The 22,724-nt window shown below is 66.7% G+C and carries 21 protein-coding genes; 13 read left to right on the forward strand and 8 right to left on the reverse strand.

Annotation, left to right across the window (positions count from 1 at the left end; genetic code table 11):
- The 8 genes from AC56LR_RS20525 to cysM all read left to right on the forward strand — a co-directional run.
- The coding region (locus tag AC56LR_RS20525; protein ID WP_497132736.1) for a transposase at positions 1 to 111 on the forward strand (111 nt) is incomplete at its 5' end.
- A 121-nt stretch (positions 112 to 232) separates the two neighbouring features.
- Positions 233 to 538, forward strand: coding sequence for a LapA family protein (locus AC56LR_RS20530; RefSeq protein WP_171086261.1), 306 nt, complete (start codon positions 233 to 235; stop codon positions 536 to 538).
- Between the two features lie 33 nt (positions 539 to 571).
- Complete coding sequence (gene lapB, locus AC56LR_RS20535) at positions 572 to 1,747, forward strand: lipopolysaccharide assembly protein LapB (protein WP_497133175.1); 1,176 nt, start codon at positions 572 to 574, stop codon at positions 1,745 to 1,747.
- A 31-nt stretch (positions 1,748 to 1,778) separates the two neighbouring features.
- Positions 1,779 to 2,756, forward strand: coding sequence for a D-glycero-beta-D-manno-heptose-7-phosphate kinase (rfaE1, locus tag AC56LR_RS20540; protein ID WP_497133176.1), 978 nt, complete (start codon positions 1,779 to 1,781; stop codon positions 2,754 to 2,756).
- A 104-nt stretch (positions 2,757 to 2,860) separates the two neighbouring features.
- Entirely contained in the window at positions 2,861 to 3,226 is a 366-nt protein-coding gene (locus AC56LR_RS20545; protein ID WP_497133177.1) for a ComEA family DNA-binding protein, read from the forward strand.
- A gap of 256 nt (positions 3,227 to 3,482) precedes the next feature.
- The gene (locus tag AC56LR_RS20550) at positions 3,483 to 5,099 is read left to right on the forward strand and encodes a methyl-accepting chemotaxis protein (RefSeq protein WP_497133178.1); all 1,617 of its coding nucleotides are present in this window, start codon (positions 3,483 to 3,485) and stop codon (positions 5,097 to 5,099) included.
- A 139-nt stretch (positions 5,100 to 5,238) separates the two neighbouring features.
- Complete coding sequence (locus AC56LR_RS20555) at positions 5,239 to 6,621, forward strand: M20/M25/M40 family metallo-hydrolase (protein WP_497133180.1); 1,383 nt, start codon at positions 5,239 to 5,241, stop codon at positions 6,619 to 6,621.
- Positions 6,622 to 6,877: 256 nt separating this feature from the next.
- Positions 6,878 to 7,780, forward strand: a complete 903-nt coding sequence (gene cysM / locus AC56LR_RS20560; protein WP_497133181.1) for a cysteine synthase CysM — start codon at positions 6,878 to 6,880, stop codon at positions 7,778 to 7,780.
- Positions 7,781 to 7,947: 167 nt separating this feature from the next.
- Here cysM and AC56LR_RS20565 read toward each other — a convergent pair whose 3' ends face one another.
- From AC56LR_RS20565 to AC56LR_RS20585, 5 genes are all read right to left on the reverse strand, one after another.
- Positions 7,948 to 8,286, reverse strand: a complete 339-nt coding sequence (locus AC56LR_RS20565) for a hypothetical protein (protein ID WP_497133182.1) — start codon at positions 8,284 to 8,286, stop codon at positions 7,948 to 7,950.
- A 450-nt stretch (positions 8,287 to 8,736) separates the two neighbouring features.
- A complete protein-coding gene (gene mltB / locus AC56LR_RS20570) occupies positions 8,737 to 9,918 on the reverse strand; it encodes a lytic murein transglycosylase B (RefSeq protein ID WP_497133184.1) in 1,182 nt (393 codons plus the stop codon).
- The gene (locus AC56LR_RS20575; RefSeq protein ID WP_497133186.1) at positions 9,915 to 11,924 is read right to left on the reverse strand and encodes a transglutaminase TgpA family protein; all 2,010 of its coding nucleotides are present in this window, start codon (positions 11,922 to 11,924) and stop codon (positions 9,915 to 9,917) included. The genes mltB and AC56LR_RS20575 overlap by 4 nt, the downstream gene beginning before the upstream one ends.
- Positions 11,921 to 12,931: a DUF58 domain-containing protein gene (locus AC56LR_RS20580; RefSeq protein WP_497133187.1), complete on the reverse strand. Its 1,011-nt coding sequence runs from the start codon at positions 12,929 to 12,931 to the stop codon at positions 11,921 to 11,923. The genes AC56LR_RS20575 and AC56LR_RS20580 overlap by 4 nt, the downstream gene beginning before the upstream one ends.
- Positions 12,932 to 13,852 (reverse strand): AAA family ATPase, encoded by a 921-nt coding sequence (locus tag AC56LR_RS20585; RefSeq protein ID WP_497133189.1) that lies wholly within the window; start codon positions 13,850 to 13,852, stop codon positions 12,932 to 12,934.
- Between the two features lie 224 nt (positions 13,853 to 14,076).
- Between AC56LR_RS20585 and AC56LR_RS20590 the strand changes: the two genes are divergently transcribed.
- The 4 genes from AC56LR_RS20590 (at position 14,077) to AC56LR_RS20605 (ending at position 18,276) form a co-directional block, all read left to right on the forward strand.
- Positions 14,077 to 15,006 (forward strand): histone deacetylase family protein, encoded by a 930-nt coding sequence (locus AC56LR_RS20590; protein ID WP_497133191.1) that lies wholly within the window; start codon positions 14,077 to 14,079, stop codon positions 15,004 to 15,006.
- A 137-nt stretch (positions 15,007 to 15,143) separates the two neighbouring features.
- Positions 15,144 to 16,019, forward strand: a complete 876-nt coding sequence (locus AC56LR_RS20595) for a hypothetical protein (RefSeq protein WP_497133193.1) — start codon at positions 15,144 to 15,146, stop codon at positions 16,017 to 16,019.
- Positions 16,020 to 16,148: 129 nt separating this feature from the next.
- On the forward strand, positions 16,149 to 17,024 hold the full coding sequence (locus AC56LR_RS20600) for a hypothetical protein (RefSeq protein ID WP_497133194.1): 876 nt from the start codon (positions 16,149 to 16,151) through the stop codon (positions 17,022 to 17,024).
- Entirely contained in the window at positions 17,014 to 18,276 is a 1,263-nt protein-coding gene (locus AC56LR_RS20605) for a hypothetical protein (protein ID WP_497133196.1), read from the forward strand. Before AC56LR_RS20600 ends, AC56LR_RS20605 begins: the two co-directional genes overlap by 11 nt.
- Here the strand turns inward: AC56LR_RS20605 and AC56LR_RS20610 are convergent.
- Positions 18,273 to 18,395, reverse strand: a complete 123-nt coding sequence (locus AC56LR_RS20610) for a hypothetical protein (RefSeq protein WP_497133197.1) — start codon at positions 18,393 to 18,395, stop codon at positions 18,273 to 18,275. The genes AC56LR_RS20605 and AC56LR_RS20610 overlap by 4 nt on opposite strands.
- Before the next feature lie 193 nt (positions 18,396 to 18,588).
- Here AC56LR_RS20610 and ylqF point away from each other — a divergent pair, with 193 nt between their 5' ends.
- The gene (gene ylqF / locus AC56LR_RS20615) at positions 18,589 to 19,509 is read left to right on the forward strand and encodes a ribosome biogenesis GTPase YlqF (protein ID WP_497133220.1); all 921 of its coding nucleotides are present in this window, start codon (positions 18,589 to 18,591) and stop codon (positions 19,507 to 19,509) included.
- Positions 19,510 to 19,574: 65 nt separating this feature from the next.
- Here ylqF and AC56LR_RS20620 read toward each other — a convergent pair whose 3' ends face one another.
- Both AC56LR_RS20620 and AC56LR_RS20625 read right to left on the reverse strand, forming a co-directional pair.
- On the reverse strand, positions 19,575 to 20,480 hold the full coding sequence (locus AC56LR_RS20620; RefSeq protein ID WP_497133199.1) for a hypothetical protein: 906 nt from the start codon (positions 20,478 to 20,480) through the stop codon (positions 19,575 to 19,577).
- Between the two features lie 5 nt (positions 20,481 to 20,485).
- A complete protein-coding gene (locus AC56LR_RS20625; protein WP_497133200.1) occupies positions 20,486 to 22,693 on the reverse strand; it encodes a M1 family metallopeptidase in 2,208 nt (735 codons plus the stop codon).
- Positions 22,694 to 22,724 lie beyond the last annotated feature (31 nt).

Below are 22,724 nucleotides of genomic sequence, written 5' to 3' on the forward strand. Positions count from 1 at the left end.
CTCGAAGGCATCAATAACCGCATCAAAGTGATGAAGCGAATGGCCTACGGCTACCGGGATAGCGACTTCTTTTTCCTGAAGATCAAAGCCGCGTTTCCCGGAAATCCGTGATGAACCTTTTTTTTTGGTGGGTTCATCGTGGCTCATCCGCCCGGCACTAGCTCGCCTTTTGAAATATCATGTTGGATATGCGACACTGCGCCATTGCGCACTCAACCAGCGGCCACTCCTGATGAAATTCGTTTCGACCATCGCCGGCTTCATCCTGTTCGTGCTGTTCTTCGGCTTCGCGCTAAAGAACACCCAGGAAGTCGACCTGCATTTCTTCCTCAACTACGAACTGCGCGGCCCGCTCGTGCTGATGCTGCTGGCCTTTTTCATCGCCGGCGCCGCCCTCGGCATCCTGGCCCTGACCCCTACCGTGTTCCGCCAGCGCCGCCAGACCTCGCAGCACAAGAACACCATCCAGGCCCTGCAGAGCGCCGCCGGTACCGGCGCCGCCCAGCCGCAGCCGGATGCCGTGAACCCGGCGCTGTAAGCCTTGCTTACTCGCCACACAGAATAAAAATACATGGAATTCGAAATCTGGATGCTGCTTGGCATCCCCTTTTTCTTCGGCCTGGGCTGGGTCGCCGCCCGCGTCGACATCAATGAAATCGTGTCCGAGTCGCGCTCTCTGCCGCGCGGCTATTTCAAGGGACTGAACCACCTGCTCAACGACCAGCCGGACAAGGCCATCGATTCCTTCATCGAGATCGTCAAGCTCGATCCGGAATCGGCCGACATGCACTTCGCCCTCGGTAACCTGTTCCGCCGCCGCGGCGAGATCGAGCGCGCCATCCGGGTCCACCAGAACCTGCTGTCGCGTCCCGACCTGCCGGGCGAAGAGAAGGCCCAGGCACAGTACGAACTGGGCATGGACTACCTCAAGGCCGGCCTGCTCGACCGCGCCGAAGAGACCTTCAACCTGCTGGTCGACACCACCTATGCCGTGCCGGCGCGCCGCGCGCTGCTGGAAATCTACCAGCGCGAAAAGGAATGGCGCCGCGCGATCGACGTCGCCGTGGGCCTGCAGGAATCCGGCGCCGGCGCGCGCCAGAAGGAAATCGCCCAGTTCTACTGCGAGCTGGCGCAGGACGCCATCGTGCACCTGCAGCCGCTCGATGCCATGAAGCTGCTCGACCAGGCGCTGCAGGTCGACCGCTCCAGCGTGCGCGCCACCATCCTGTACGGCGACGCCCAGCTGGCCCAGGGCGATACCGAAGGCGCGATCATGACCTGGCGCCGCGTCGAGCACCAGAGCGTGCCGCACGTGGCCCTGGTGGCCGCCCGCCTGATGGACGGCTACCGCAAGGTCGGCCGGCCGCAGGAAGGCGTCAACCTGCTGCGCGCCTACCTGCTCGAGGCCTCCTCGATCGACCTGGTGGAGGTGGTGTTCAAGGCCGTCATCGAACTCGATGGCGTGGAAGCGGCCAAGGGCCTGGTGATCGAAGAATTGCGCCGCAACCCGACCCTGCTGGGCCTGGACAAGCTGCTGGAGGCGCGCCTGATGGACGCCCCGGCCCATATCTGGGAAGAGCTGTCGATGGTGAAGAACCTGGTGCAGCGCTACACCCAGAAGCTGGCGCGCTACCAGTGCAGCCACTGCGGCTTCAAGGCGCGCCAGTTCTACTGGCAGTGCCCGGGCTGCAGCCGCTGGGAAACCTACCCGCCGCGCCGTACCGAAGAACTCAACGTGATGAACTGATGCGGCCACGTGCCGCATCGAGACGAAGCCCATGACCGACCTGACCCCGAGCCGCCTGCTGGCGGCTGACAGCTTCCGCCAGCAGGCGGCCCCGCAACTTTCAACCGTCCGCCTGCTGGTGGTGGGCGACGTCATGCTGGACCGCTACTGGTTCGGCGAGGTTTCGCGCATCTCGCCCGAAGCCCCGGTGCCCGTGGTGCGCATCGAGCGCCGCGAGGAGCGCCTGGGCGGCGCGGCCAATGTGGCGCGCAATGCCGCCGCGCTGGGCGCGCATACGGGCCTGCTGGGCGTGACCGGCAACGACGAAGCGGGCGACGAAGTCGAGAAGCTGCTCGCGGGCGCCGCCATCCACAGCTACCTGAAACGCGACGACGCGATCTCCACCATCATCAAGCTGCGCGTCATCGGCCGCCAGCAGCAGATGGTGCGCATCGACTTCGAGGACGCGCCGACCGAAACCGTCCTGCGGGACAAGCTCGACCAGTTCAAGGCCCTGCTGCCCGACTACGACGTCATCATCATGTCCGACTACAACAAGGGCGCGCTGGTGAACGTGGCCGAGATGGTGAAGGCCGCGCGCGCGGCCGGCAAGATCGTGCTGGTCGATCCCAAGGGCGACGATTTCTCGCCCTACCAGGGCGCCACCATCCTGACCCCGAACCGCTCGGAACTGCAGCGCGTGGTCGGCACCTGGAAGACCGAGGAACAGCTCACCGAAAAAGCCCAGCGCCTGCGCAATGAGCTGGGCCTGGACGCCTTGCTGCTCACGCGCTCGGAAGAGGGCATGAGCCTGTACAGCGCCGACGAAGTGCTGCACGTGCATGCCGACGCGCGCGAAGTGTTCGACGTCTCGGGTGCGGGCGACACGGTGATTGCGACCCTGGCCGCCATGCTGGGCGCCGGCGCGCCGCTGGCCGAAGCGCTGGCGACCGCCAACCGCGCCGGCGGCATCGTCGTCGGCAAGCTGGGCACCGCCACCGTCACCCGCGAAGAACTGTTCCCGGGTTGATTTTGATCAAATCCCGGCCGTCAACGGTGGCCGGGCAGCTTCGTTAGTGCAGGGATGGGCGGCGTCGTCGTCCATCGTGCGAAAACCAACGGAGAAAAAATCACATGATCAAGAAACTGATGCTTGCTGTCGCCGCACTGGTCGCTTCGACCGGCTTTGCCTTCGCCCAGGTGGACGTCAACAAGGCCGACGCGGCGCTACTTGACGGTGTCAAGGGCGTGGGCCCGAGCATGTCGAAAATGATCCTCGACGAACGCGCCAAGGGCGAGTTCAAGGACTGGGCCGACTTCCAGCAGCGCGTGAAAGGCGTGGGCGACAAGAAGGCCATGAAGCTGTCGGAAGCCGGCCTGCAGGTCAACGGCAAGGCCAAGGAAGGCGCGGCCGCCAAGCCGGCTGCGGCGAAGGCGGAAAAGACCTCCGCCAAGCAGGACGCCAAGGCCAAGCCGGCCGAGCAGCAGGCGGCGATGTAATCCTGCTCTACATCACACAACCCGCGGCAACGCGGGTTTTTTTATGCCGCGAGAAAAAAACGTCTCGCTCGACATGCTCAATTTCGGCATTTATGTTGAAAAGTTGTCGAAAATCCTAAACATTTGTTGGGCTGCAACAACATTATTGACGAATTCGTCAGCAATACGCGGTCTATGCGATATTCTACTGATTGCCGCTGGGAAACCAAGGGTGTGCATTCCGCGCATCGGCCCAGCCCCTCCACGACGATACTCCATGACAAAGAAGTCCCTGACTATCGGCGCCCGCCTTGCAATCGGCTACGGCGCTGTTTTCCTCCTGATGATAGTCCTGACTGGCCTGGCCATCAGCCGGGTCGGACAGATCGACCAAACCCTGAACCGCATCAACGACGTCAACAACGTCAAGCAGCGCTACGCCATCAATTTCCGCGGCAGTGTCCACGACCGTGCGATCGCGCTGCGCGACGTGGTGCTGGCCGCCGACCCGGCCGCCGCTGCCGCGCCAAACGGCCTGATCAAGACGCTGGACGAGAACTACGCCCGTTCGGCCGCCCCGATGGACAAGCTGTTCCAGGAACTGGCGGGGATTTCTCCGGCCGAAAAGGAAGCGCTGGCCGCGATCAAGGAACAGGAGCGCCGCACCAAGCCGCTGATCGAGCGCGTCAGCGCGCTGCAGGCCGCGGGCCAGGTACCGGAAGCCAATGCGATGCTGGCGCAGCAGGCGGCGCCGGCGTTTGTCGCCTGGCTGGCCAGCATCAACCGCTTCATCGACCTGCAGGAAAAACTCAACAACGAGGATGCCGCCGGCGCGCGCGCCGTGGCCTCCGGTTTCTTCGGCTGGATGGTGCTGCTGTGCGTGGGCGCCATCGCGGCCGGCGCGCTGGGCGCCTGGTACATCGCCCGCGGCCTGCTGCGCCAGCTCGGCGGCCAGCCGGACTACGCCGCCTCGATCGTCGGCGCCATCGCGGCGGGCGACCTGGGCGTGAAGATCGAGACCGCGGCAAGCGACCAGGACAGCCTGCTGTTCGCCATGAAAGGCATGCGCGACAGCCTGGTGGGCATCGTCGAGCAGGTGCGCAACGGCACCCTGAGCATCGCCAGCGTGTCGACCGAGATCGCCAACGGCAACCGTGACCTCTCGGGGCGTACCGAGCGCCAGGCCGGCACTCTGGAAGCGACTGCCGCGTCGGTCGAGCAGCTCACCGCCACCGTGCGCCAGAACGCGGACAATGCCCGCCAGGCCAACACGCTGGCCGAATCGGCGTCCGAAGTGGCGCTGCGCGGCGGCGCCGTGGTGTCGCAGGTGGTGGAGACCATGGCCTCGATCAATGCTTCCTCCAAGAAGATCGTCGACATCATCGGCGTCATCGACGGCATCGCCTTCCAGACCAATATCCTCGCGCTGAACGCAGCCGTGGAAGCGGCCAGGGCCGGCGAGCAGGGCCGCGGCTTCGCCGTGGTCGCGACCGAAGTGCGCAGCCTCGCGCAGCGCTCGGCGGCGGCGGCGAAGGAAATCAAGGAACTGATCGGCAGCTCGGTCGAGCGCGTCGACGCCGGCGCGCGCCTGGTGGACGAAGCAGGGACGACGATGGAAGATATCGTCAGCTCGGTGCGCCGCGTCACCGACATCATGGCCGACATCACCCATGCCAGTGCCGAACAGAGCACCGGCATCGGCCAGGTCAACGAGGCAATCGGGCAGATGGACGAAGCCACCCGCCAGAACGCGGTGCTGGTGCAGCAGGCAAGCGCCTCGGCTGCATCGCTGGAAGCGGAAGCCGAGCGCCTGGCGCAGGTGGTGAGCGTGTTCCGGCTCGATGCGGCGCGGCAGCCGGGCGCCGGACCGGCAAGGCTGGCGCTGGCCGCCTGATGCACAGGAAGGGCTGCCGCGGCAGCCCTTTTTTCATGGCGCGGCCAAGTCATGCGCTGCAGGTCCTGTATTGACTGACACGGGCCAATCCGCATGAGAAGATGTGCATATCGACATGCACCACTCCAGAAAGGTACTCATGCCTCACGCACGCATTTCTTCCAGCCTGCTCGCCGCGCTGCTTGCCGTCGCCGCGGGTTCCGCAGCCGCCGCGCCATCGACCCCGGCCGCCCCGGACCTCAAGCGCCAGCAGGCGCAGATCAGCAAGATCGTCGCCGAGATCTCCCCCAAGCGCATCGAGGCGCATGTCGCCAAACTGGTGAGCTTCGGCACCCGCCACACGATGTCGGAAACCGAATCGGACACGCGCGGCATCGGCGCGGCGCGCCGTTGGATCAAGAGTGAGCTGGAGCGCTGCGGCGCCGGTACCCCGCTGCAAGTCGCCTTCGACAGCCACGTCGCCCCTGTCTCGGCGCGCATCTCGCGCCCGACCGAGATCGTCAACGTGGTCGCCACGCTGCCCGGCGCCCAGGACGCCTCGAAAGACCGCCTCTACGTGGTCAGCGGCCACTACGACTCGCGCGTCACCGACGTGATGAACTACACCGCCGACGCGCCGGGCGCGAACGACGACGCCTCCGGCACCGCCGCCGTGATGGAACTGGCCTGCGTCATGGCCAAGTACAAGTTCGATGCGACCATCGTGTTCATGGCGGTGGCTGCCGAAGAGCAGGGCCTGCTGGGGGCGCGCCACTGGGCCGAGCAGGCGCGCAAGAAGAACCTGAACGTGGCCGGCATGTACACCAACGACATCATCGGCAGCTCGCGCGCCGACAATGGCAAGGTGGACAACAAGCAGGTGCGCCTGTTCTCGCAGAGCGTGCCGGCCACCAGGGAAATGAGCGAGGCCGTGCGCCAGCTGGTCGCCACCGGCGGCGACAGCGATTCGCTCTCGCGCCAGCTGGCCCGCCACACCAAGGAGCAGGGCGAGCGCTATGTAAAGGACTTCAAGGTATCGGTGATCCACCGCGCCGACCGCTACCTGCGCGGCGGCGACCACATGCCCTTCCTGGAGCAGGGCTATGCGGCGCTGCGCTTCACCGAGCCGGCCGAAGACTTCGCGCACCAGCACCAGGACTTGCGTACCGAAGACGGCAAGGTGTACGGCGACCTGGCCAGGTTCAACGACTACGATTACATCGCCAAGGTGGCCCGCGTGAATGCGGCATCGCTGGCGTCGCTGGCCTTGGCCCCGGCCGCGCCGCAGCAGGTCAAGCTGCGCACCGACAAGCTGACCAACGATTCGACCCTGGTGTGGCAGGCGAATGCGGAACCGGACCTGCTCGGGTACCGCATCGTGTGGCGCGACACCACGGCAGCCAACTGGCAGGGCTCGAAATGGGTCGGCAACGTGGTCGAAGCCACGGTGGACGTCTCGAAGGACAACGTGTTCTTCGGGGTCCAGGCGGTGGACAAGGACGGTAACGTCAGCGTCGCCACCTATCCGATGCCGCAGCGCTGAGTTTCCGTAGGGTGGGCGGCTCCCCCCCTGGCGCTTCGATCCGTCCGAAACGCGGACGCCGCCCGCGCGTCCAAGCACAATTCGAGCAGGCTTGGCGTCTGCTCACGAGGGATTTGAACGCGTGGGCGGCGCCAGCGATGCGGGCTAATCATGCTGCCGGGTTGAGCCGCGCCACCCTACAGTTAGCGGCCGCTCCAAACGCCAGCTTGCCGTCCGGATTAGAATAGCGCTTTAGGAAATCGCGAGAGAGCAAGGCATGGCTTACAAGACCATCGAAGACACGATCGGCAATACCCCGCTGGTGCGCCTGGTGCGCCTGCCCGGCGCGGACGCCGCGGCGCGCAACAACATCATCCTTGGCAAGCTCGAAGGCAACAACCCGGCCGGTTCCGTGAAGGACCGCGCCGCGATGTCGATGCTGCGCGGCGCCGAAGAGCGCGGCCAGATCAAGCCGGGCGACACCCTGATCGAAGCGACCAGCGGCAATACCGGCATCGCGCTGGCGATGGCGGCGGCGATCCGCGGCTACAAGATGGTGCTGCTCATGCCGGACAACCTGTCGGTCGAGCGCCGCCAGAGCATGGCCGCCTACGGCGCCCGGATCATCCTGACGCCGAAGTCGGGCGGCATGGAATACGCACGCGACATGGCCGAACAGATGCAGAAGAACGGCGAGGGCATCATCCTCGACCAGTTCGGCAACCAGGACAATCCGCGCGCCCACTACGAGACCACCGGGCCGGAAATCTGGCGCGACACCGAAGGCCGCATCACCCATTTCGTCAGCGCCATGGGCACGACCGGCACCATCATGGGCGTGTCGCGCTACCTGAAAGAGCAGAACGAAGCGGTGCGCATCGTCGGCGCCCAGCCCGAAGACGGCTCGTCGATCCCGGGCATCCGCAAGTGGCCGGAAGCCTATCTGCCGAAAATCTACGAGCGCGCGCGCGTGGACCAGGTCGAGGCGGTGGGCCAGGCCGCGGCCGAGCAGATGGCGCGCCGGATGGCGGCCGAGGAGGGCATCTTCTGCGGCATCTCGGCGGCCGGCGCCTGCGAAGTGGCGCTGCGCATCTCGCAGACGGTCGAGAATGCGACCATCGTGTTCGTGGTCTGCGACCGCGGCGACCGCTATTTGTCGACGGGCGTGTTCCCCGCTTGAGGCAAACCTGCAGCCAAATAAAAAAGCCATCCGACGGATGGCTTTTTGACAGGTGCGGACCAGATGCCGATGCGGCGACGTCAAGCTGCACGCCGCGTTATCACACGCCTGGCTAGCACTGGCGAGGCAAGCACAGGGGCTGGGCCCCGCAGCTTGCCCGCCGGCGATTACGCCTCTTTCGATGGCGTCGCGCCTTCTTTCGGCTTGAACTGCTTGTCGCTGATGCGGAACTTGGCGCGGCGGTCGCCCATCAGGTAACGCAGGTCGCGGATCGACAGGTCGCTGACTTCGTGCATGCGGATCAGCAGCGAAGCGCCGACCGGCAGGCGGTGGTGGCGGATCTTCGAGATCACCGGCGGCGCCACTTCCAGGGCGCGCGACAGCGCAGCGTCGTTCTTCAGACGCAGGTTCTCGATCAGGGTGTCGAGCAGGCGGTTCGGATTGTATTGCAGGAGTTCATCGGACTCCGAATCGCTGTTCATATCGATGCCGACTTGGTTTGTCATGATTCAATATCCTATTTTGGGTTGGACGGAGTCCCCATGCGGCGCTCGACTCCGAATCTGGTATTTCGTAATTATCTATTCAATTGTACAACTAATTTTCAATCTGATACTCACTAGCAACAAGAATCAGACAGCTATCCCGAGTATTGTTGTCTCAACGCAACAATAGCCCCAATGCAATTCTCTCATAAAGTCACGGAAATATTAATTGTTTTTTGATTAAGCGTGAGTGTAGAACCATCCGGCCCGAGATGCCGCACAGTATGGAAAACGCTGACAGGATTGCAAGAAATCGGGGAGTATGAGACGGGGAGGGATGTTTCTGGGGAGAATCTAGGTCGGATTGGTGCATACCCCCGGGGGGTATGCACATTAAAGGGGAGTGTTGATGCCGCTACAATAAACGTTCTGGCGTTACAACTCGATACAAACTTTCCCAATAGGCAATGGCTAATCGGCCCGCGACTGCCGCACTGCACGGCCCAAGTCAATCACCGACATGGCATAGAAATAACTGCGGTTGTACTTGGTGATGGCAAAGAAGTTATCGTTCGCTACCCAGTATTCGGTCGCCTCGGCGCCGTTTTGCAGGTCGACCAGCCCGTACAGGCGCTCGGCCGGCAGGGGAGCCGCGGCCATCACGCCGGCCGCGCGCAGCTCTTCCGGGCGCAGGGTGGCGGCAAGGCCCCGGCCCAGCAGGCTTTCCCACGCGTGGTTCGGCGACACGTCGGCCGCGATCGCAGGCGCGCCGCGCAATTCCGGGTTCCAGCCGTGCTGGACCAGGAAGTTGGCCACGCTGCCGATCGCATCCTCGGGCGAATTGCGCAGGTCGATCTGGCCGTCCCCATTGAAATCGACGCCAAATTTCAGGATGCTGCCCGGCATGAACTGCGGCATGCCGACCGCGCCCGCAAACGAACCGAGCAGCGAGTAGGGATCGACCTTGTGTTCGCGGGCGAACAGCAGGGTGTTGGCCAGCTCGCTGCGGAAGAACTGCATGCGGCTCGCGCGGTTCGGCGTGTCCGGATAGCCGAAGGCGAGCGTGGCCAGCGTGTCGAGCACGCGGAACTTGCCGGTGTCGCGGCCATAGATGGTTTCGACGCCGATGATGCCGACGATAATCTCGGCCGGCACGCCATAGGCGGCCTCGGCACGTGCGAGCGTCGCCGCATTCTCGTTCCAGAAACGCCTGCCTTCGGCGATGCGGATCGGTTCGATGAAGCGGCTGCTGTACACCTGCCAGTTCTTCGGCTTACCCGGCGGCATGGGCTTGACCAGCTGCACGGCCGAATCGATGAAGCGGGCCTGGCCGAACAGCGACTCCAGGTAGGCGCGATCGAACCCGTGCCGGCTCACCATCTCGTCGATGAACTCGCGCATGGCCTGCCATTCGAGGAAATTGCTGTGCTCGCCGTCGTAGTCGATCACGGCGGCGGACGGCGGAGCCTTGATGACGCGGCTCGATTTGATCGAGACCTGCTTGCCGGTCTTCGAAGCCTTGGCCTTGGTTTTGCCTGGCTTGGCCTTGGCGGGAGCGGTACGAGCGTGCGGATCCTTCGCGCCGGCGCCGGCTTGCCCGATCGGGGCAAAGGCCAGTGCCAGCGCGGCAAACAGGGGAACAATGGATTTCATCTAACTTGCGACAATAAGCTCTTCAAGGTAGTGGCCAGCCGCAGGCTGGCCTGGGGCTGGGGTGGCGCATAGCGCCATGCGCTGTAGCGGCGCAAGAACTCGGCGGCGGCTTCACGTGATGGCGGCGCCAGCTGCTGGGTGGCCGCGATCCGGGCCGCATAGGAAGTGGGCCCTTCGTCCGCTGCACGGGCCAGGCCCAGGTGGGCGAGGCGCTTGCATAGGGAAGAGTATACCGCTTCGATAGGATCAATTTCCCGGCGGCGAAGCAAAAATCTGCCCAAAAGCAACACTCCATCGGCAAACGTTATCAGGGCGATAAAACGCCAGCCTCCCAGGCTTGACTGCAGGTTCTTGAGCACGCCGCGCTGGCGTTCCGGCGTGTAGTTCAGCACCCACTGGTTCCAGCCATTGTTGACCGCGCCGATGGCATTGCGCAGGCGCCCCAGTACCGAATCGCGCCCCAGGTCGAACATCGACATGCCGCGCAATGCGTCGATGCCGAAGGGCGCCGGCGCTTCTACTGCGGAAGCCAGGTCGCGCCGCACCCGTTCCGGCGCCACGGCGGCGGTCGGGTCCACCCGCACCCAGCCGCGCCCCTGCATCCAGACTTCGGCCCAGGCGTGGGCATCGGACTGGCGCACCGTCATGTAGCCGTCGATCGGATTGAGCTCGCCCCCCTGGTAGCCGGTGACCACGCGCGCCGGGATGCCGGCCGCGCGCATCAGGAACACGAAGGCGCCGGAATAATGCTCGCAAAAGCCCGAGCGCGTCCCGTACAGGAATTCATCGACCGAGTGGCGGCCCAGCAGGGGCGGCTCGAGGGTGTAGCTGAAAGGCTGTTCGCGGAACTGGCGCAGCACGGCATTGACCCGGCGCGCCGGTTCCGGCTCCTTGCGCAATGCCAGGCCGGCGGCGAGGGCGCGCGGATTGAAACCGTAGGGCAGCAGCAGCCACTGGTTGGGGTTGTCCAGCGCATCGGGACGGTCGAGCGTATAGGCCGGGTAGGAGGCCAACGTGTAGCGCACGCGTTGCTCCAGCGGGCGGCTGCTGGTCATTTCGAGCTGGTGCGAGACGCTCACCTTTTGTCCGGCGATGGCCGGCAGGTGGCGCGGCATCTCGAGCGTGAACAGCCAGCGCGTGTCGGATGGTTCCAGCGTGACCTCGTAGCGCTGCGGCTCGCCGCGTACCCGCAGCGGCACGCTGGCGCGCGTCGGGGCCGAGCCGCCGCGGGTCCAGGCGACGCCGTCGAAAGCATCCAGCACCAGCCCGCGCCAGTAGAGCTGGCCCTTGGCAGGCGCCGGGCCGTGGAAGCGTACCCGGAAGGCGGGGTCGTTCGACATCGCCAGGTTCGACATCTGGCCTGGCGCCATGCGGTCGGACAGGCCGGATTTTCCGCCGCCGCCGCCACCGTCGCCGCCCGGCATGCTCCACAGCGGCCCGCCCAGGCGCGGGAACACCACGAACAGCAGCACCGCGATCGGCGCGGCGAACAGCAGCATTTTCAAGCCCAGGCCAAGGCGCGCGCGCAGCGGCGGCACGGCGCCGGTGAACTGGAAGGACAGTTGCGTGGTGAGCAGGGCCAGCACCGAGGCCACCATCAGGAGCGCGCTGCCGATGCCCTGGGCGTAGAAGAAGTTGGTCAGCGCCAGGAAGAAGCACAGGAAGATCACCACGTAAAGATCGCGGCGCGCATGCATCTCCAGCATCTTGAAGGCGACCAGCAGCACCAGCATGGCCACGCCGGCGTCGCGCCCGAGGATGGTCCCGAAGGAGAACTGCACGCCGGCCATCGCGGCGGCGGCGATCGGCAGCAGCACCAGGGTGGACGGCATGCGCTTGCCGCGCAGCGTGACGGTGGCGCGCCAGGCCAGCGTGGCGGCGCACAGCAGCGACACCCACAGCGGCAGGTGGGCGGCGTGCGGGGCCAGCACCAGCAGCGCACTCCCCAGCAGCAGCAGGGTGTCGGCCTTGTCGCGCGGGAGCGCCTTCAGGGCGTGAGCCTTCATGCGGCTTCCTTCAGGCCGTAGAGGGCCAGCGCGCGCAGGCAGGCCGCCTGGTGGGCCACTCCCACCGCGGCATCGAAGCGGGTGGCGTCCAGGCGGAAGGCATAGGGCAGGGCGCGCTGCTCGGCGTCCAGCACCCAGCGCGTCATGCGCGACAGGCGCAGTTCCAGGTCGAGGTTGCCGGGGAGGGCGGCGAAATCGAGCACCAGTTCGTCGCTGAGTCCGCCTTCGAAATGCTTGGTCACGAGCTGGCCGCCGAGCGCCGGATCGAGCCGGGCGATCTGGCGCCAGGCCAGCTGGCGCGGCGAGTCGCCCGGCTGGTAGTTGCGCACGCCGGCGAAGTCGTCGTTGCCGCCCACGCGGCCGCTGCCGGCGCCGCTGCCGTTCGAAGGCAAGGGCGGCGCGCCTTCTTCAGGGCGCGGGTAGACCAGGGCGCGCGCGGCCGGGCGCCAATAGCTCCAGGCGCGGAACAGGCCGAGCGGAAAGCGCGTGGACAGCACCACGCGCGCCGGCTGCAGCCAGCCGCGTTCGCTGGTCGGCACGCCGAGCAGCACCGCCGCGCTGCCGTGGGCCGCGATGTCGGCCACGTGGCGCGGCTCGCGGGCGTCGGCGAAATCGATCCAGACGCCGTAGCGCGCCAGCGCCGTGCGGTTGGCCAGGTGCAGTTCGAACCGGGCTTCCTGGCCGGCGAAGACGGCGGGCACGCGGCCCTGCTGCAGGGCCAGATGCGCCAGGTTACGGTAGGTGAAGACCATGTCGACCAGGGCGCAGGACAGCGCCAGGAAGGTCAGCGCGAAGCCCAGGCCGAGCGTGTAGTTGATCGAGCCGATGAGCAGCACCAGCAGCAGCACGGCAAAGCCGATTCCGGCGCGCGAGGGCAGGATGAAGATGCGGTGCTGGCTCAGCACCACTTCGCCGGTATCGAAGGTACCGCGGCGCGGCAGCCATTTGCCGGTGGTGCGGCGCGCCCAGCCGCGCAAGCCTCCGGTCGATCGTGCCTGCGCCGCCATTTACAGCGCGACCGACTTCTGCAGCTGCAGCACCAGGTCGCGGCTGGCCAGCGCCATGCCCTGCGCCGCCTTGAGCGGACGCAGGCGGTGGGCGCAGACCGGCACCAGCACGGCCTGGATGTCTTCGGGGATCACGTGGTCGCGTCCCTCGAGCGCCGCCCAGGCGCGGCCGGCCTGCAGCAGGGCGATGGCCGCGCGCGGCGACAGGCCTTCGGCGAACAGGCCGTTCTGGCGCGAGGCCTGGGCCAGCGACTGCACGTAGGTGATCAAGGATGGCGAAGCGTGGATTTCCTTCAGCGCGCGCTGGGCCTGGGCGAGTTCGGTCGGCTGCATCGCCGGCTGCAAATTGCGCAGCATGGCGCGCCGGTCTTCGCCCATCAAGAGGGCGCGCTCGGCGGCGGCGTCCGGATAGCCCAGCGAGAGGCACATCAGGAAGCGGTCGAGCTGCGATTCGGGCAGCGGGAAGGTGCCGACCTGGCTGGCCGGGTTCTGGGTCGCGATGACGAAGAAGGGCTCGGGCAGCGGGCGGGTGACGCCGTCGGCGCTGACCTGGCGTTCTTCCATGGCTTCGAGCAGGCCGGACTGGGTCTTGGGCGTGGCGCGGTTGATCTCGTCGGCCAGCAGCACCTGGGTGAAGATCGGGCCGGGGTGGAACACGAAGTCGTTCTTCTCGCGTTCGTAGATCGAAATGCCTGCCACGTCGGCCGGCAACAGGTCGCTGGTGAACTGGACCCGGTTGAACTTCAGGCCCAGCGAGATCGCCAGCGCATGCGCCAGCGTGGTCTTGCCCACGCCGGGCAGGTCTTCGAGCAGCAGGTGGCCGCCGGCCAGCAGGCAGGTGATGGCCAGGCGCACCTGCTGGTCCTTGCCGACCACGACCTGGCTGACCTGGCGCGCGGCAGCATGCAATTGATTGAACATGGTTGGGTTCCGTTGATTCGTTCGCTACGGGGCGCCGTGCCGCTCGTGCGCAGGCGAACGCCGGCATGGTAGATTAGCGCCATTGGCAAGCTTCTTACTCCGTCGGCAACAAGCCTTCGCATTGATTCTATGCGAGAAAGGGCGCGCGGGTGAACAGGCGCGGCCGCGCATGCATGGCGCATGGGCGGTCCGGCACGAAAATACGCACGCACAGAACAAGCACAATGAGCACAGCAATCTACAGCCACCCCGACTGCCTGCGCCACGAGATGGGCGACTGGCACCCCGAATCGCCGGCGCGCCTGCAGGCGATCGACGACCAGCTGATCCTGGCCCGCATCGACGGCCTGCTGGAAAAACGCAGCGCGCCGCTGGCCGACATGAGCGACATCCTGCGCAACCACACGCCGGGGGCGGTGGCGCTGGTGCGCGACCACGTGCCGCCCGAGGGCGACTACTATCCGCTCGACGGCGACACCATCCTCTGTCACTACAGCTACCAGGCGGCCCTGCGCGCGGCCGGCGCGGCGGTGGCGGCGACCGACGCCGTGATCCTTGGTGAAGTCGACAACGCCTTCTGCTCGGTGCGCCCGCCGGGCCATCACGCGACGCCATCCGAACCGATGGGGTTTTGCTTCTTCAATAACGTCGCGATCGCCGCGCGCCATGCGATGGAAGTGCATGGGCTCGAGCGTGTTGCCATCGTCGACTTCGACGTCCACCACGGGAACGGCACGGCGGACGCCTTCCGCAACGATCCGCGCGTGCTGATGGTGAGCCTGTTCCAGCATCCCTTCTACCCGTATTGCGATCCGGAGCCGATCACGGCCACCAGCGTGAACGTGCCGGTGCCGGCGCTCTGCGACGGCGAGGTGGTGCGCAAGCTCGTGACTGATTATTGGCTACCCGCACTGCATGCGCACCGGCCGCAGATGATCTTCGTGTCGGCCGGCTTCGACGGCCACCGCGAGGACGACATGGGCGGCATCGGCCTGGTCGAGGCGGATTACGCATGGATCACGCGCCAGGTGATGGGCATCGCCAGACAGTATGCGCAAGGCCGCATCGTCAGCTGCCTCGAGGGTGGATATGCGCTGTCGGCGCTGGGACGCAGCGTGGTCGCCCACCTGAAAGTGCTGGCGGAGCTCGAATAAATACCCGGCTGGGCGCAGCCTCAGCGCGGAACGCAGCCCCCATCCCCCCGATCTAACACTTCCTCGACACTTCGCCTCTGTGCGCCGTGATGTTCGACGCGTCCGTACACGGCGACACGAACAACCGGGAGAAGACCGTGAGAGCTATCCGCATCCTCTGTGCGCTGTGCCTGTTCCTTGCTTCCAGCCTGGCAGCGGCCGCCAACTATACCCTCTGGATCAACGGCCGCACCGGCGGCGGCGCCATCGGCAACTACAGCGACTTCAGCTACTGGGGACCGTCCTCCACGGCCGCAGGCGTGAACAAGAAGGCGGTCAACTGGGACGGCAGGAGCAGCATCGCCACGCAGAACGGCAAGATTCGCGACGCCCTCGACTGCTTCTGCACCGGCACCAACTGGTGCTACATCGCCACCCACAGCGCCGGCGACCTGATGATGGGCTACACGCTGGCCAACTACGGCGGCTCCCAGCGCCTGAAGAAGAACGCCAGCCCCGCTGCCAGCGGCACCTGCGCCAACAGCGACGGCACGTCGCAAACCGGGTGGAACATCAAGTGGGTGCGCGCGGCCTCCGGCGCGGCGGGCGGCTCGGAACTGTCCGACGCCGGGTCCTGGACCACGTCCGAGCCGCTGGTGCAAGACCTCAAGACCAGCACGGCGCGCGCCATGTACAACCACAACACCACCTACAACATCTGGTTCTACATGTATGCGGCGGCCAGGGGCACGGCCTATTCGCTGCTGCTTCCGGGACAGGATGACGAAGTCGTGGCCTACCACAGCACCGGGGGCGTCTCCGGCAGCTCGGGCAGCTCGTACTGCAACCCGCGCGACTGGTTCTGCAACGACCTGACGCTCGGCGCCGCGGCCAACCAGGGCGGGCGCGCCAAGTGGGACTACCACTCGGTGGTCTTCCGCGACGAAGGCGAGGACTACAACCACTACGCCGGCGGCGCCTGGGGCGGCATCGTCGGCGTGGTGCGCAGCGCGGTGGTGAACACGGCCTTGTGACCCGTCCGATCCAATAAAGCGACACTTCACTGCTTTTCCAATTGTGCAAATTGACAGGGGTAAATGTCGGGCCTAGAGTCGAACTCAGCCGTACATACGGCCGACAACGACGACAAAAGGAGAAAGACAGTGAGACATATACGCATGATCTGCGCGCTGTGCCTGTTACTCGCGTCAAGCCTGGCATCCGCCGCCAACTACACCCTGTGGATCAACGGCCGCACCGGCGGTGGGGCCATCGGCAACTACAACGACTTCACCTACTGGGGCCCGTCCTCGACTGCGGCGGGCATCAACAAGAAGGCCGTCAACTGGGACGGCCGCAGCAGCATCGCCTCGCAAAGCGGCAAGGTACGCGACGCGCTCGACTGCTTCTGCACCGGCACCAACTGGTGCTATGTCGTCACCCACAGCGCGGGCGACCTGATGATGGGCTACACCCTGGCCAACTACGGCGGCTCGGCGCGCCTGAAGAAGGACGCCAGCCCTGCAAGCGGCGGCGTATGCGGCAACAGCGACGGCAGTTCGCAGACCGGCTGGAACATCAAGTGGGTGCGCGCTGCATCGGGGGCGGGCGGGGGCTCCGAGTTGTCCGACGCCGGCTCCTGGACCACGTCCGAACCGCTGGTGCAGGACCTGAAAACCACCACGGCGCGCGCCATGTACAACCACAACACCACGCGCAACGTCTGGTTCTACATGTATGCAGGCGCGAAGGGCACCGCGTATTCCGGCATCCTGCCGGGGCAGGACGACGAGGCCGTGGCCTACCACAGCACCGGCGGCGTGTCCGGCAGTTCGGGCGGCTCCTATTGCAATCCGAGCGACTGGTTCTGCAACGACCTGTCGCTGGGTACCGCGGCCAACGAGGGCGGCAGCGCCAAGTGGAGCTACCACTCGGTGATCTTCCGCGACGACAGCGAGGCCTACAACCACTACGCCAACGGCAATTGGGGCGGCATCGTGGGGGTCGTGCGCAACGCCGTGGTGAACAGTGCCTACTAGGCAAACTCCTGCCGAGCCACGCGGCTGGCGCCGCCATGCCTTGCCCCTCGGGCTCGGCGTGGCGGCGCTGGCCGCAATCGGACTCTGGCTGCACGGCGGCGCGCAGCAGGCGGCTCCCCTTGCTGCCTCCGCGCCGCCGCCCTCCGGGCCACAATTCTTCGGCCAGGTCGGCGGCAGCGACGGCCTGGCCATACCGAATGAGCGCGCCGAGCGCCGCCGCCAGCTGATCGAGCAGGTCCAGCTCACCGACCACACCTATTGCAGCTACCGCGAAGGCAGCAAATACCCGATGGAGTCGCGCCCGGCGGCGCACAACCCCGACCAGCTGCAGCCGAACCAGCCAATCACCGAGATGCACCCGATGCGGGTCGAAGGGGGCGGCGCCAGCAGCACGGTGCTGCTGCAGACCTCGCAATCCCAGGTCTACCTGGCGGCCGGCGAATCGGCAGCCTTCTCGCTGCGGGCCGTGAATGCGCAGGGCGAGACCGTCCCGCTGGTGATCACGCGCGCGGTGGCCCAGGGCATGACCTACGGCGCCAGCCGCGCCACCGGGCAGGTGGTGCTGGCCTTCCAGGACGATGGCGCGGGCGCCGATCCGGTGGCGGGCGACAATGCCTTTGCCGGCGTGCTGGTCCCAAGCCAGACCGGGCTGGCGGGCTTTCACGGCACCATCCGCACCGAGGTGCGCTACACGGCGGGCGGGCGCAACGGCTTCGCGCTGTTCGACGTGGTGTACACGCCGACCCTGCCGGCCACCTGGAGCGGGCAGGTGCGCGAGGCGGTCGAGAACGGGTCGCTCAATTTTTACTTGCGCGCGGACGTGCGGCAGCCGGGACGCTATGTCGTCACGGGGCGGGTGGACGACGCGCGCGGCAGGCCCTTCGCGGTGGCCACCTTCAACGAGGTGCTCGAAACCGGGCCGCGCGAGATCAGGCTGACGGTGTTCGGCAAGCTGATGACGGACGAAGCGCCGGCCTTGCCCTTGAGCCTGCGGGACGTCGACGGCTACCTGCTGCGCGAAAACGTCGACCCGGACCGCCTGCTCATGCCGCGCCTGCAGGGCCGGGTGTATGCCAGCCGTACGAAATCGATGAACGGCGTGTCGGACGCGGAATGGCAGAGCGAGGAACGCAGCCGCTACCTGGCCGAATATGCAAAGGACCGGAAGATGGCCCGTGAGCGCCTGGCGGCCTACGAGCCGGGCCAGCCGCTGCCGCCGAGCGCCTGCGAGCCGCCGGCCGCGCGGCCCTAGACCGGGAGCAGCGGGAAGCGGTCGACCAGGCAGGCGGCGCCGATGACGCCGCACAGCATCCCGAACGCGAACCAGCGTGCGAAGGTGTTTTTGTAGCCGGGGTGAGTAGTGATACGCATCGACGTTCTCCGCATGCAGCGTGTGATAAGGAACCACGAGTCTGCGCTGATCACGATCAAATGCGTTGCATTGCATCAATAGATTGGCGAGAACACCGGTCTGTTGCTTCGATGCCGCAGCAGCAGCGTAAAATAGCGCCCTGATTGAAGATTGAGAGAATAGAGCATGTCGATACAATGGTTCCCGGGGCACATGAACGCGGCCAAGAAGGAAGCCGCCGAGCAGATGGAGAACATCGATCTGGTGATCGAAGTCCTCGACGCCCGCCTGCCGGAGGCGAGCTGCAACCCGCTGGTGGACCAGCTGCGCAATTTCCGCCAGCGCCCCTGCCTGAAAATCCTGAACAAGACCGACCTGGCCGATCCGGTCGCCACCGCCGCGTGGAAAGCCTTCTACGAGGCGCGCAAGGGCGTGACCGCCTACCCGATGACGACCAAGAAGCCGGCCGACGTCGCCCGCATCCCCGACCTGGCCCTGTCGCTGGCGCCGCACCGCGGCGTGCCGACCAAGCCGCTGCGCATCATGATCATGGGGATCCCGAACGTCGGCAAGTCGACCCTGATGAACGCGCTGCTCAAGAAGCGCGTCGCGAAGGTGGGCGACGAGCCGGCCGTGACCAAGGTCCAGCAAAAGCTTTACCTGGGCAAGCACACCGTGCTGGTCGACACCCCCGGCATGCTGTGGCCGAAGATCGCCATGGCCAGCGACGGCCTGATGCTGGCCGCCAGCCATGCGATCGGCACCAATGCGCTGATCGAGGAAGAAGTGGCCGAATACCTGGGCAACCTGCTGCTCGAGCGCTACCCCCATCTGCTCACGGCCCGCTATGGCTTCAAGACCGACGGGATGGATGGCGTCTCGGTGATCGAGGGTGTGGCGGCGCGCCGGGGTTTCCGCGTGCGCGGCGGCGAATTCGATTACGAAAAGGGCGCGCATACGCTGCTGCAGGATTACCGCACCGGCGCGCTGGGGCGGATCAGCCTGGAGACGCCGGAAAGCCGCGCCGCTGCGCTGGCGCAGCATGCCGCCGAGGTCGCCGAGAAGGCGCGCATCGCGGAAGAGAAGGCGGCCAAAAAAGCGGAAGAAGCGGCGCGCGGCAAGCGCGGGACATAAGATCGGACCGTTGTTGCCGTGTTGCCGTCGTCGCCGTCGTAGGGTGGGCGGGTCCCCCGCCCACCCTACGAACCCCGCGCCAGTTCCATCAAGCCAAACAGCCGCGCGCAGCGCATCCACGCCAGCGCCAGCACCGCCAGCTGCGCCACCAGCAGCCCGCCGACGAAGCTGCCCGCGCCCAGCGCCGGCACGCTCAGGCGCGCCACCGCCAGCGCGCCGGCCAGTCCTAATCCCAGCACAGTGATCGCCACATAGAAGCCGAGCGTTGCCATCGGCCGCCGCGCCAGCAATACGAGGCCATCACGCCAGGCCAGCACCGCCGATTTGCGCCGGCGATCCAGGGCCAGCACCGCGCGCCCCGCATCGAGCGTGGCATGCGCCAGCAGCACCAATACGCCCGCGACGATTGCCGCCCCCAGCTGCGCATTGCCGGCCGAGGATTCCAGCACTGCGGTAGCTGCATGCTGGTCCGCCGCCCCGACCGCGATCGCGCCCAGGAAGCCTGCCAGGCCGAGCGGCACCACCGCCCATAGCATCATGCGCAGCAGGCGCCCGTATTCGTGCACGCCGCCGGCGGCCAGCGCCGCGAAGCCGATCGGGGCGGGAGCGCGCGCCGCGGTGATGGCCGCGCCGGTGAGCAGCGGCGACAGCAGCAGCGTCATCGCCAGCGCCACCAGGCCGCCGCTGGCCAGGGCCGAGGCATGCTGGCCGTGCAGGCCGATAAGGTCCGTAATGGCGACCAAGTCGAGCCCCCTGGCCAGGGTGGGAACGTGCACCGAGCGGTCGAAGGCGGCGCCCAGCATGCGCCAGATGGGCAGCGCGGCCACTATGGCCGGCAGCAGCAGCGCCAGCAGCCAGAGCAGCATCAGGCGCCATTGCAGGGCGGGGCGCAGGGCGCCCAGCAGGCCGGTCCGGCGTGCATGTGGCGCAGTCGCTTGCAGCACCCGGGGTGCCGCGACAGAAGTATTCATGGTCGTCATACGGTAGCGATGAAGGACAGGATGAGTTGGACAAGGGCTGCGGCTTCGCTCGCCCAGCGGGTCGATGCGCGGGTATCCGGCTGCATGGTGCGGCTGTCGTCGAGCTTGTTCACGTCGAGGTAATGGCGACGCTGCGGGTCGAGTTCCGCCGACACGGCGCGGGCCGGCTTGCTCCAGCTGAAGCTGCGCCACTTTTCATCGGCGTCCCACACGGCGGTCTCGCTGCTGCCGTCTTCGAACTTCACGACCAGGGTCTGCGGCACGCTGGCGCCTTCGCGCCGCACCGTCACCTGGGTGCGCCAGGGGAAGGGCCCCGATCCCTTCTTCGCCTTCGGATGGGCTTTCTCCCATTGGCTGCGGATGCCTGCGATACGTTGGTCGAGCGCCGCCGCGGTTTCTTCGACACGCTTGCCGTTCACGCTGCGGGTGCCGGCCAGCGGCAGCGCTTCCTCGCTCGACAGCGCCGACACGCGGTCGTCCACGCGCGCGGTCGCATACACCTGTTTGGCGAAGACGTCTTCGACCGCTGCCCGCGCGCCGCTGCCGTCCGCCAGCGCTTCGCGCAAATCCGCGATGCTCGGGTGGCGGAATTGCCAGCGGCGGTAATATTCCTTGAAGCCGCGCTCCATGGCCGCGCTACCGATCCGCGCCTCGAGGTCGCGCAGCACGGTCGCGCTGCGGGTGTAGACCGGGCCGATGCCCTGCAGGCGCTTCCACGCGTTCTGGCCCGGCGCATCGGCCGGCTTGTCGCGCGGCGAGGCCATGCGCAGGGTGTCGAAGGCCGCAAAGGCGGGCGCCACGCCGATCCGCTGCAGGAAATGCGGCAGCGGATGCACCTGCTGGCCGCGCTCGCGCAGCATGCGGGTGTCCCAGTATTCGTTCAGGCCTTCGTCGAGCATCGGTTCCTCGAACTCGTTGCTGGCCAGGATGCCGTAGAAATAGCCGTGGCCGAATTCGTGGATGGTCACGCCATCGAGCTCGTATTCGGCCAGCGATTTGGCCGGCACCTGGGCGTAGCCCGAGGCGGTAATGAAGGTCGGGTATTCCATGCCGCCAGCTTCCTGGGCGTTGTGCGGCGGGATCACGACGGTCAGCGTGCGGTAAGGGTAGGGGCCGAGCGTGCGCGAGAAGTAGGCCAGCGAATCGCGGGCGGCCTTCATCGCCGGCTTGGCGCTGGCCGCGTACTCCGGCGGGTAGAGCACCCGGATGGTAACGGGCGGGCTGCCCGGGCCGTTCCAGGTTTCGACCAGCGGGGCAGCAGAGCGCCGGTCGGCGGTCCAGGCGAAATCGTGGACGTCGTGCTGGACGTAGCGGTAGGTGAGCTGGCCGTTCTTCTCGATCGGTGCGCCCTGCAGTTCGCCGGTGGCGCCGACCGTATAGCCCTTCGGGACCGTCAGGCTGACGTCGTAGCTGCCGAAATCGGCGTAGAACTCGGACTCCATGTGGAATTCGTGGGCGTTCCAGCGTGGCGCCGTGGCCCCGCGCTCGCCCGGCAGTTCCAGCACCGCGATCTTCGGGAACCACTGCGCGACCAGGTGGAAGCGGTCGAAATAGCCGGTGCGTGCGGTCACGCGCGGCAGTTGGGTGGTGAAGGCCATGTCGAGCGTGGTCGCGGCGCCCGGCGCCACGGGGTGCGGCAGGTCCAGGCGCGCCACCGTGTGGTCGGTGGCCGGGCCCTTGTCTGGCTGGACGAAATGCCAGGCCACCTGCGCGCCGCCCTGGCGCACGCTGCGCAGGGCGATATGGCCCCATTCGCCGGCGCCGCTGTCCTGGCCGCTGCGGAACCGTTCGCCGCGCTCGCGCTGCTCGGTGTAGAAGGTGCTGCCTTCGCCTTCGAAGGCGTTCATGTAGAGGTGAACGTAGACGCTGCGCACCGGAACGGCGCTGCGGTTGCGCCAGGTGAGCTGCTGGCGGCCGGTGACCACGTGCTTGACCGGGTCGAGCGTGGCCTCGATGCGGTAGTTCACGACACGGTCCGACAGCGTGGCCTGGCCAGCCCCGCGGATGCCGCCCCAGGCAGCCGGGCTGCTGGGCACCGTGACCGCGGCGGCATCGGGCGCGGCAAGTGCGATGCCGTCGAGCGATGGCGGCACGATGCTCGCCGGCGTATCGGCTTGCGCGAACCAGGCGCCGCCCGCGCCGATGGCCAGCAGCGCGGCCAGCGTGGCGGCGCGCAGGCGCCCATGTTTTCCTTGCAGGTGCATACGGCACTCCTTGTCGATGTTGTTCTTCTAC

Source organism: Telluria sp. ZT3P39, from assembly GCF_059685935.1.

Bases quoted from the DNA above. Each gene is read 5' to 3' on its own strand.
- AC56LR_RS20530 (WP_171086261.1), top strand. From the start codon at position 233: ATGAAATTCGTTTCGACCATCGCCGGCTTCATCCTGTTCGTGCTGTTC.
- AC56LR_RS20575 (WP_497133186.1), bottom strand. From the start codon at position 11,924: ATGAAGGCTCACGCCCTGAAGGCGCTCCCGCGCGACAAGGCCGACACC.
- lapB (WP_497133175.1), top strand. From the start codon at position 572: ATGGAATTCGAAATCTGGATGCTGCTTGGCATCCCCTTTTTCTTCGGC.
- AC56LR_RS20565 (WP_497133182.1), bottom strand. From the start codon at position 8,286: ATGACAAACCAAGTCGGCATCGATATGAACAGCGATTCGGAGTCCGAT.
- AC56LR_RS20620 (WP_497133199.1), bottom strand. From the start codon at position 20,480: ATGAATACTTCTGTCGCGGCACCCCGGGTGCTGCAAGCGACTGCGCCA.
- rfaE1 (WP_497133176.1), top strand. From the start codon at position 1,779: ATGACCGACCTGACCCCGAGCCGCCTGCTGGCGGCTGACAGCTTCCGC.
- AC56LR_RS20590 (WP_497133191.1), top strand. From the start codon at position 14,077: ATGAGCACAGCAATCTACAGCCACCCCGACTGCCTGCGCCACGAGATG.
- AC56LR_RS20550 (WP_497133178.1), top strand. From the start codon at position 3,483: ATGACAAAGAAGTCCCTGACTATCGGCGCCCGCCTTGCAATCGGCTAC.
- AC56LR_RS20585 (WP_497133189.1), bottom strand. From the start codon at position 13,852: ATGTTCAATCAATTGCATGCTGCCGCGCGCCAGGTCAGCCAGGTCGTG.
- ylqF (WP_497133220.1), top strand. From the start codon at position 18,589: ATGAACGCGGCCAAGAAGGAAGCCGCCGAGCAGATGGAGAACATCGAT.
- AC56LR_RS20580 (WP_497133187.1), bottom strand. From the start codon at position 12,931: ATGGCGGCGCAGGCACGATCGACCGGAGGCTTGCGCGGCTGGGCGCGC.
- AC56LR_RS20625 (WP_497133200.1), bottom strand. From the start codon at position 22,693: ATGCACCTGCAAGGAAAACATGGGCGCCTGCGCGCCGCCACGCTGGCC.
- AC56LR_RS20545 (WP_497133177.1), top strand. From the start codon at position 2,861: ATGATCAAGAAACTGATGCTTGCTGTCGCCGCACTGGTCGCTTCGACC.
- cysM (WP_497133181.1), top strand. From the start codon at position 6,878: ATGGCTTACAAGACCATCGAAGACACGATCGGCAATACCCCGCTGGTG.
- mltB (WP_497133184.1), bottom strand. From the start codon at position 9,918: ATGAAATCCATTGTTCCCCTGTTTGCCGCGCTGGCACTGGCCTTTGCC.
- AC56LR_RS20555 (WP_497133180.1), top strand. From the start codon at position 5,239: ATGCCTCACGCACGCATTTCTTCCAGCCTGCTCGCCGCGCTGCTTGCC.
- AC56LR_RS20610 (WP_497133197.1), bottom strand. From the start codon at position 18,395: ATGCGTATCACTACTCACCCCGGCTACAAAAACACCTTCGCACGCTGG.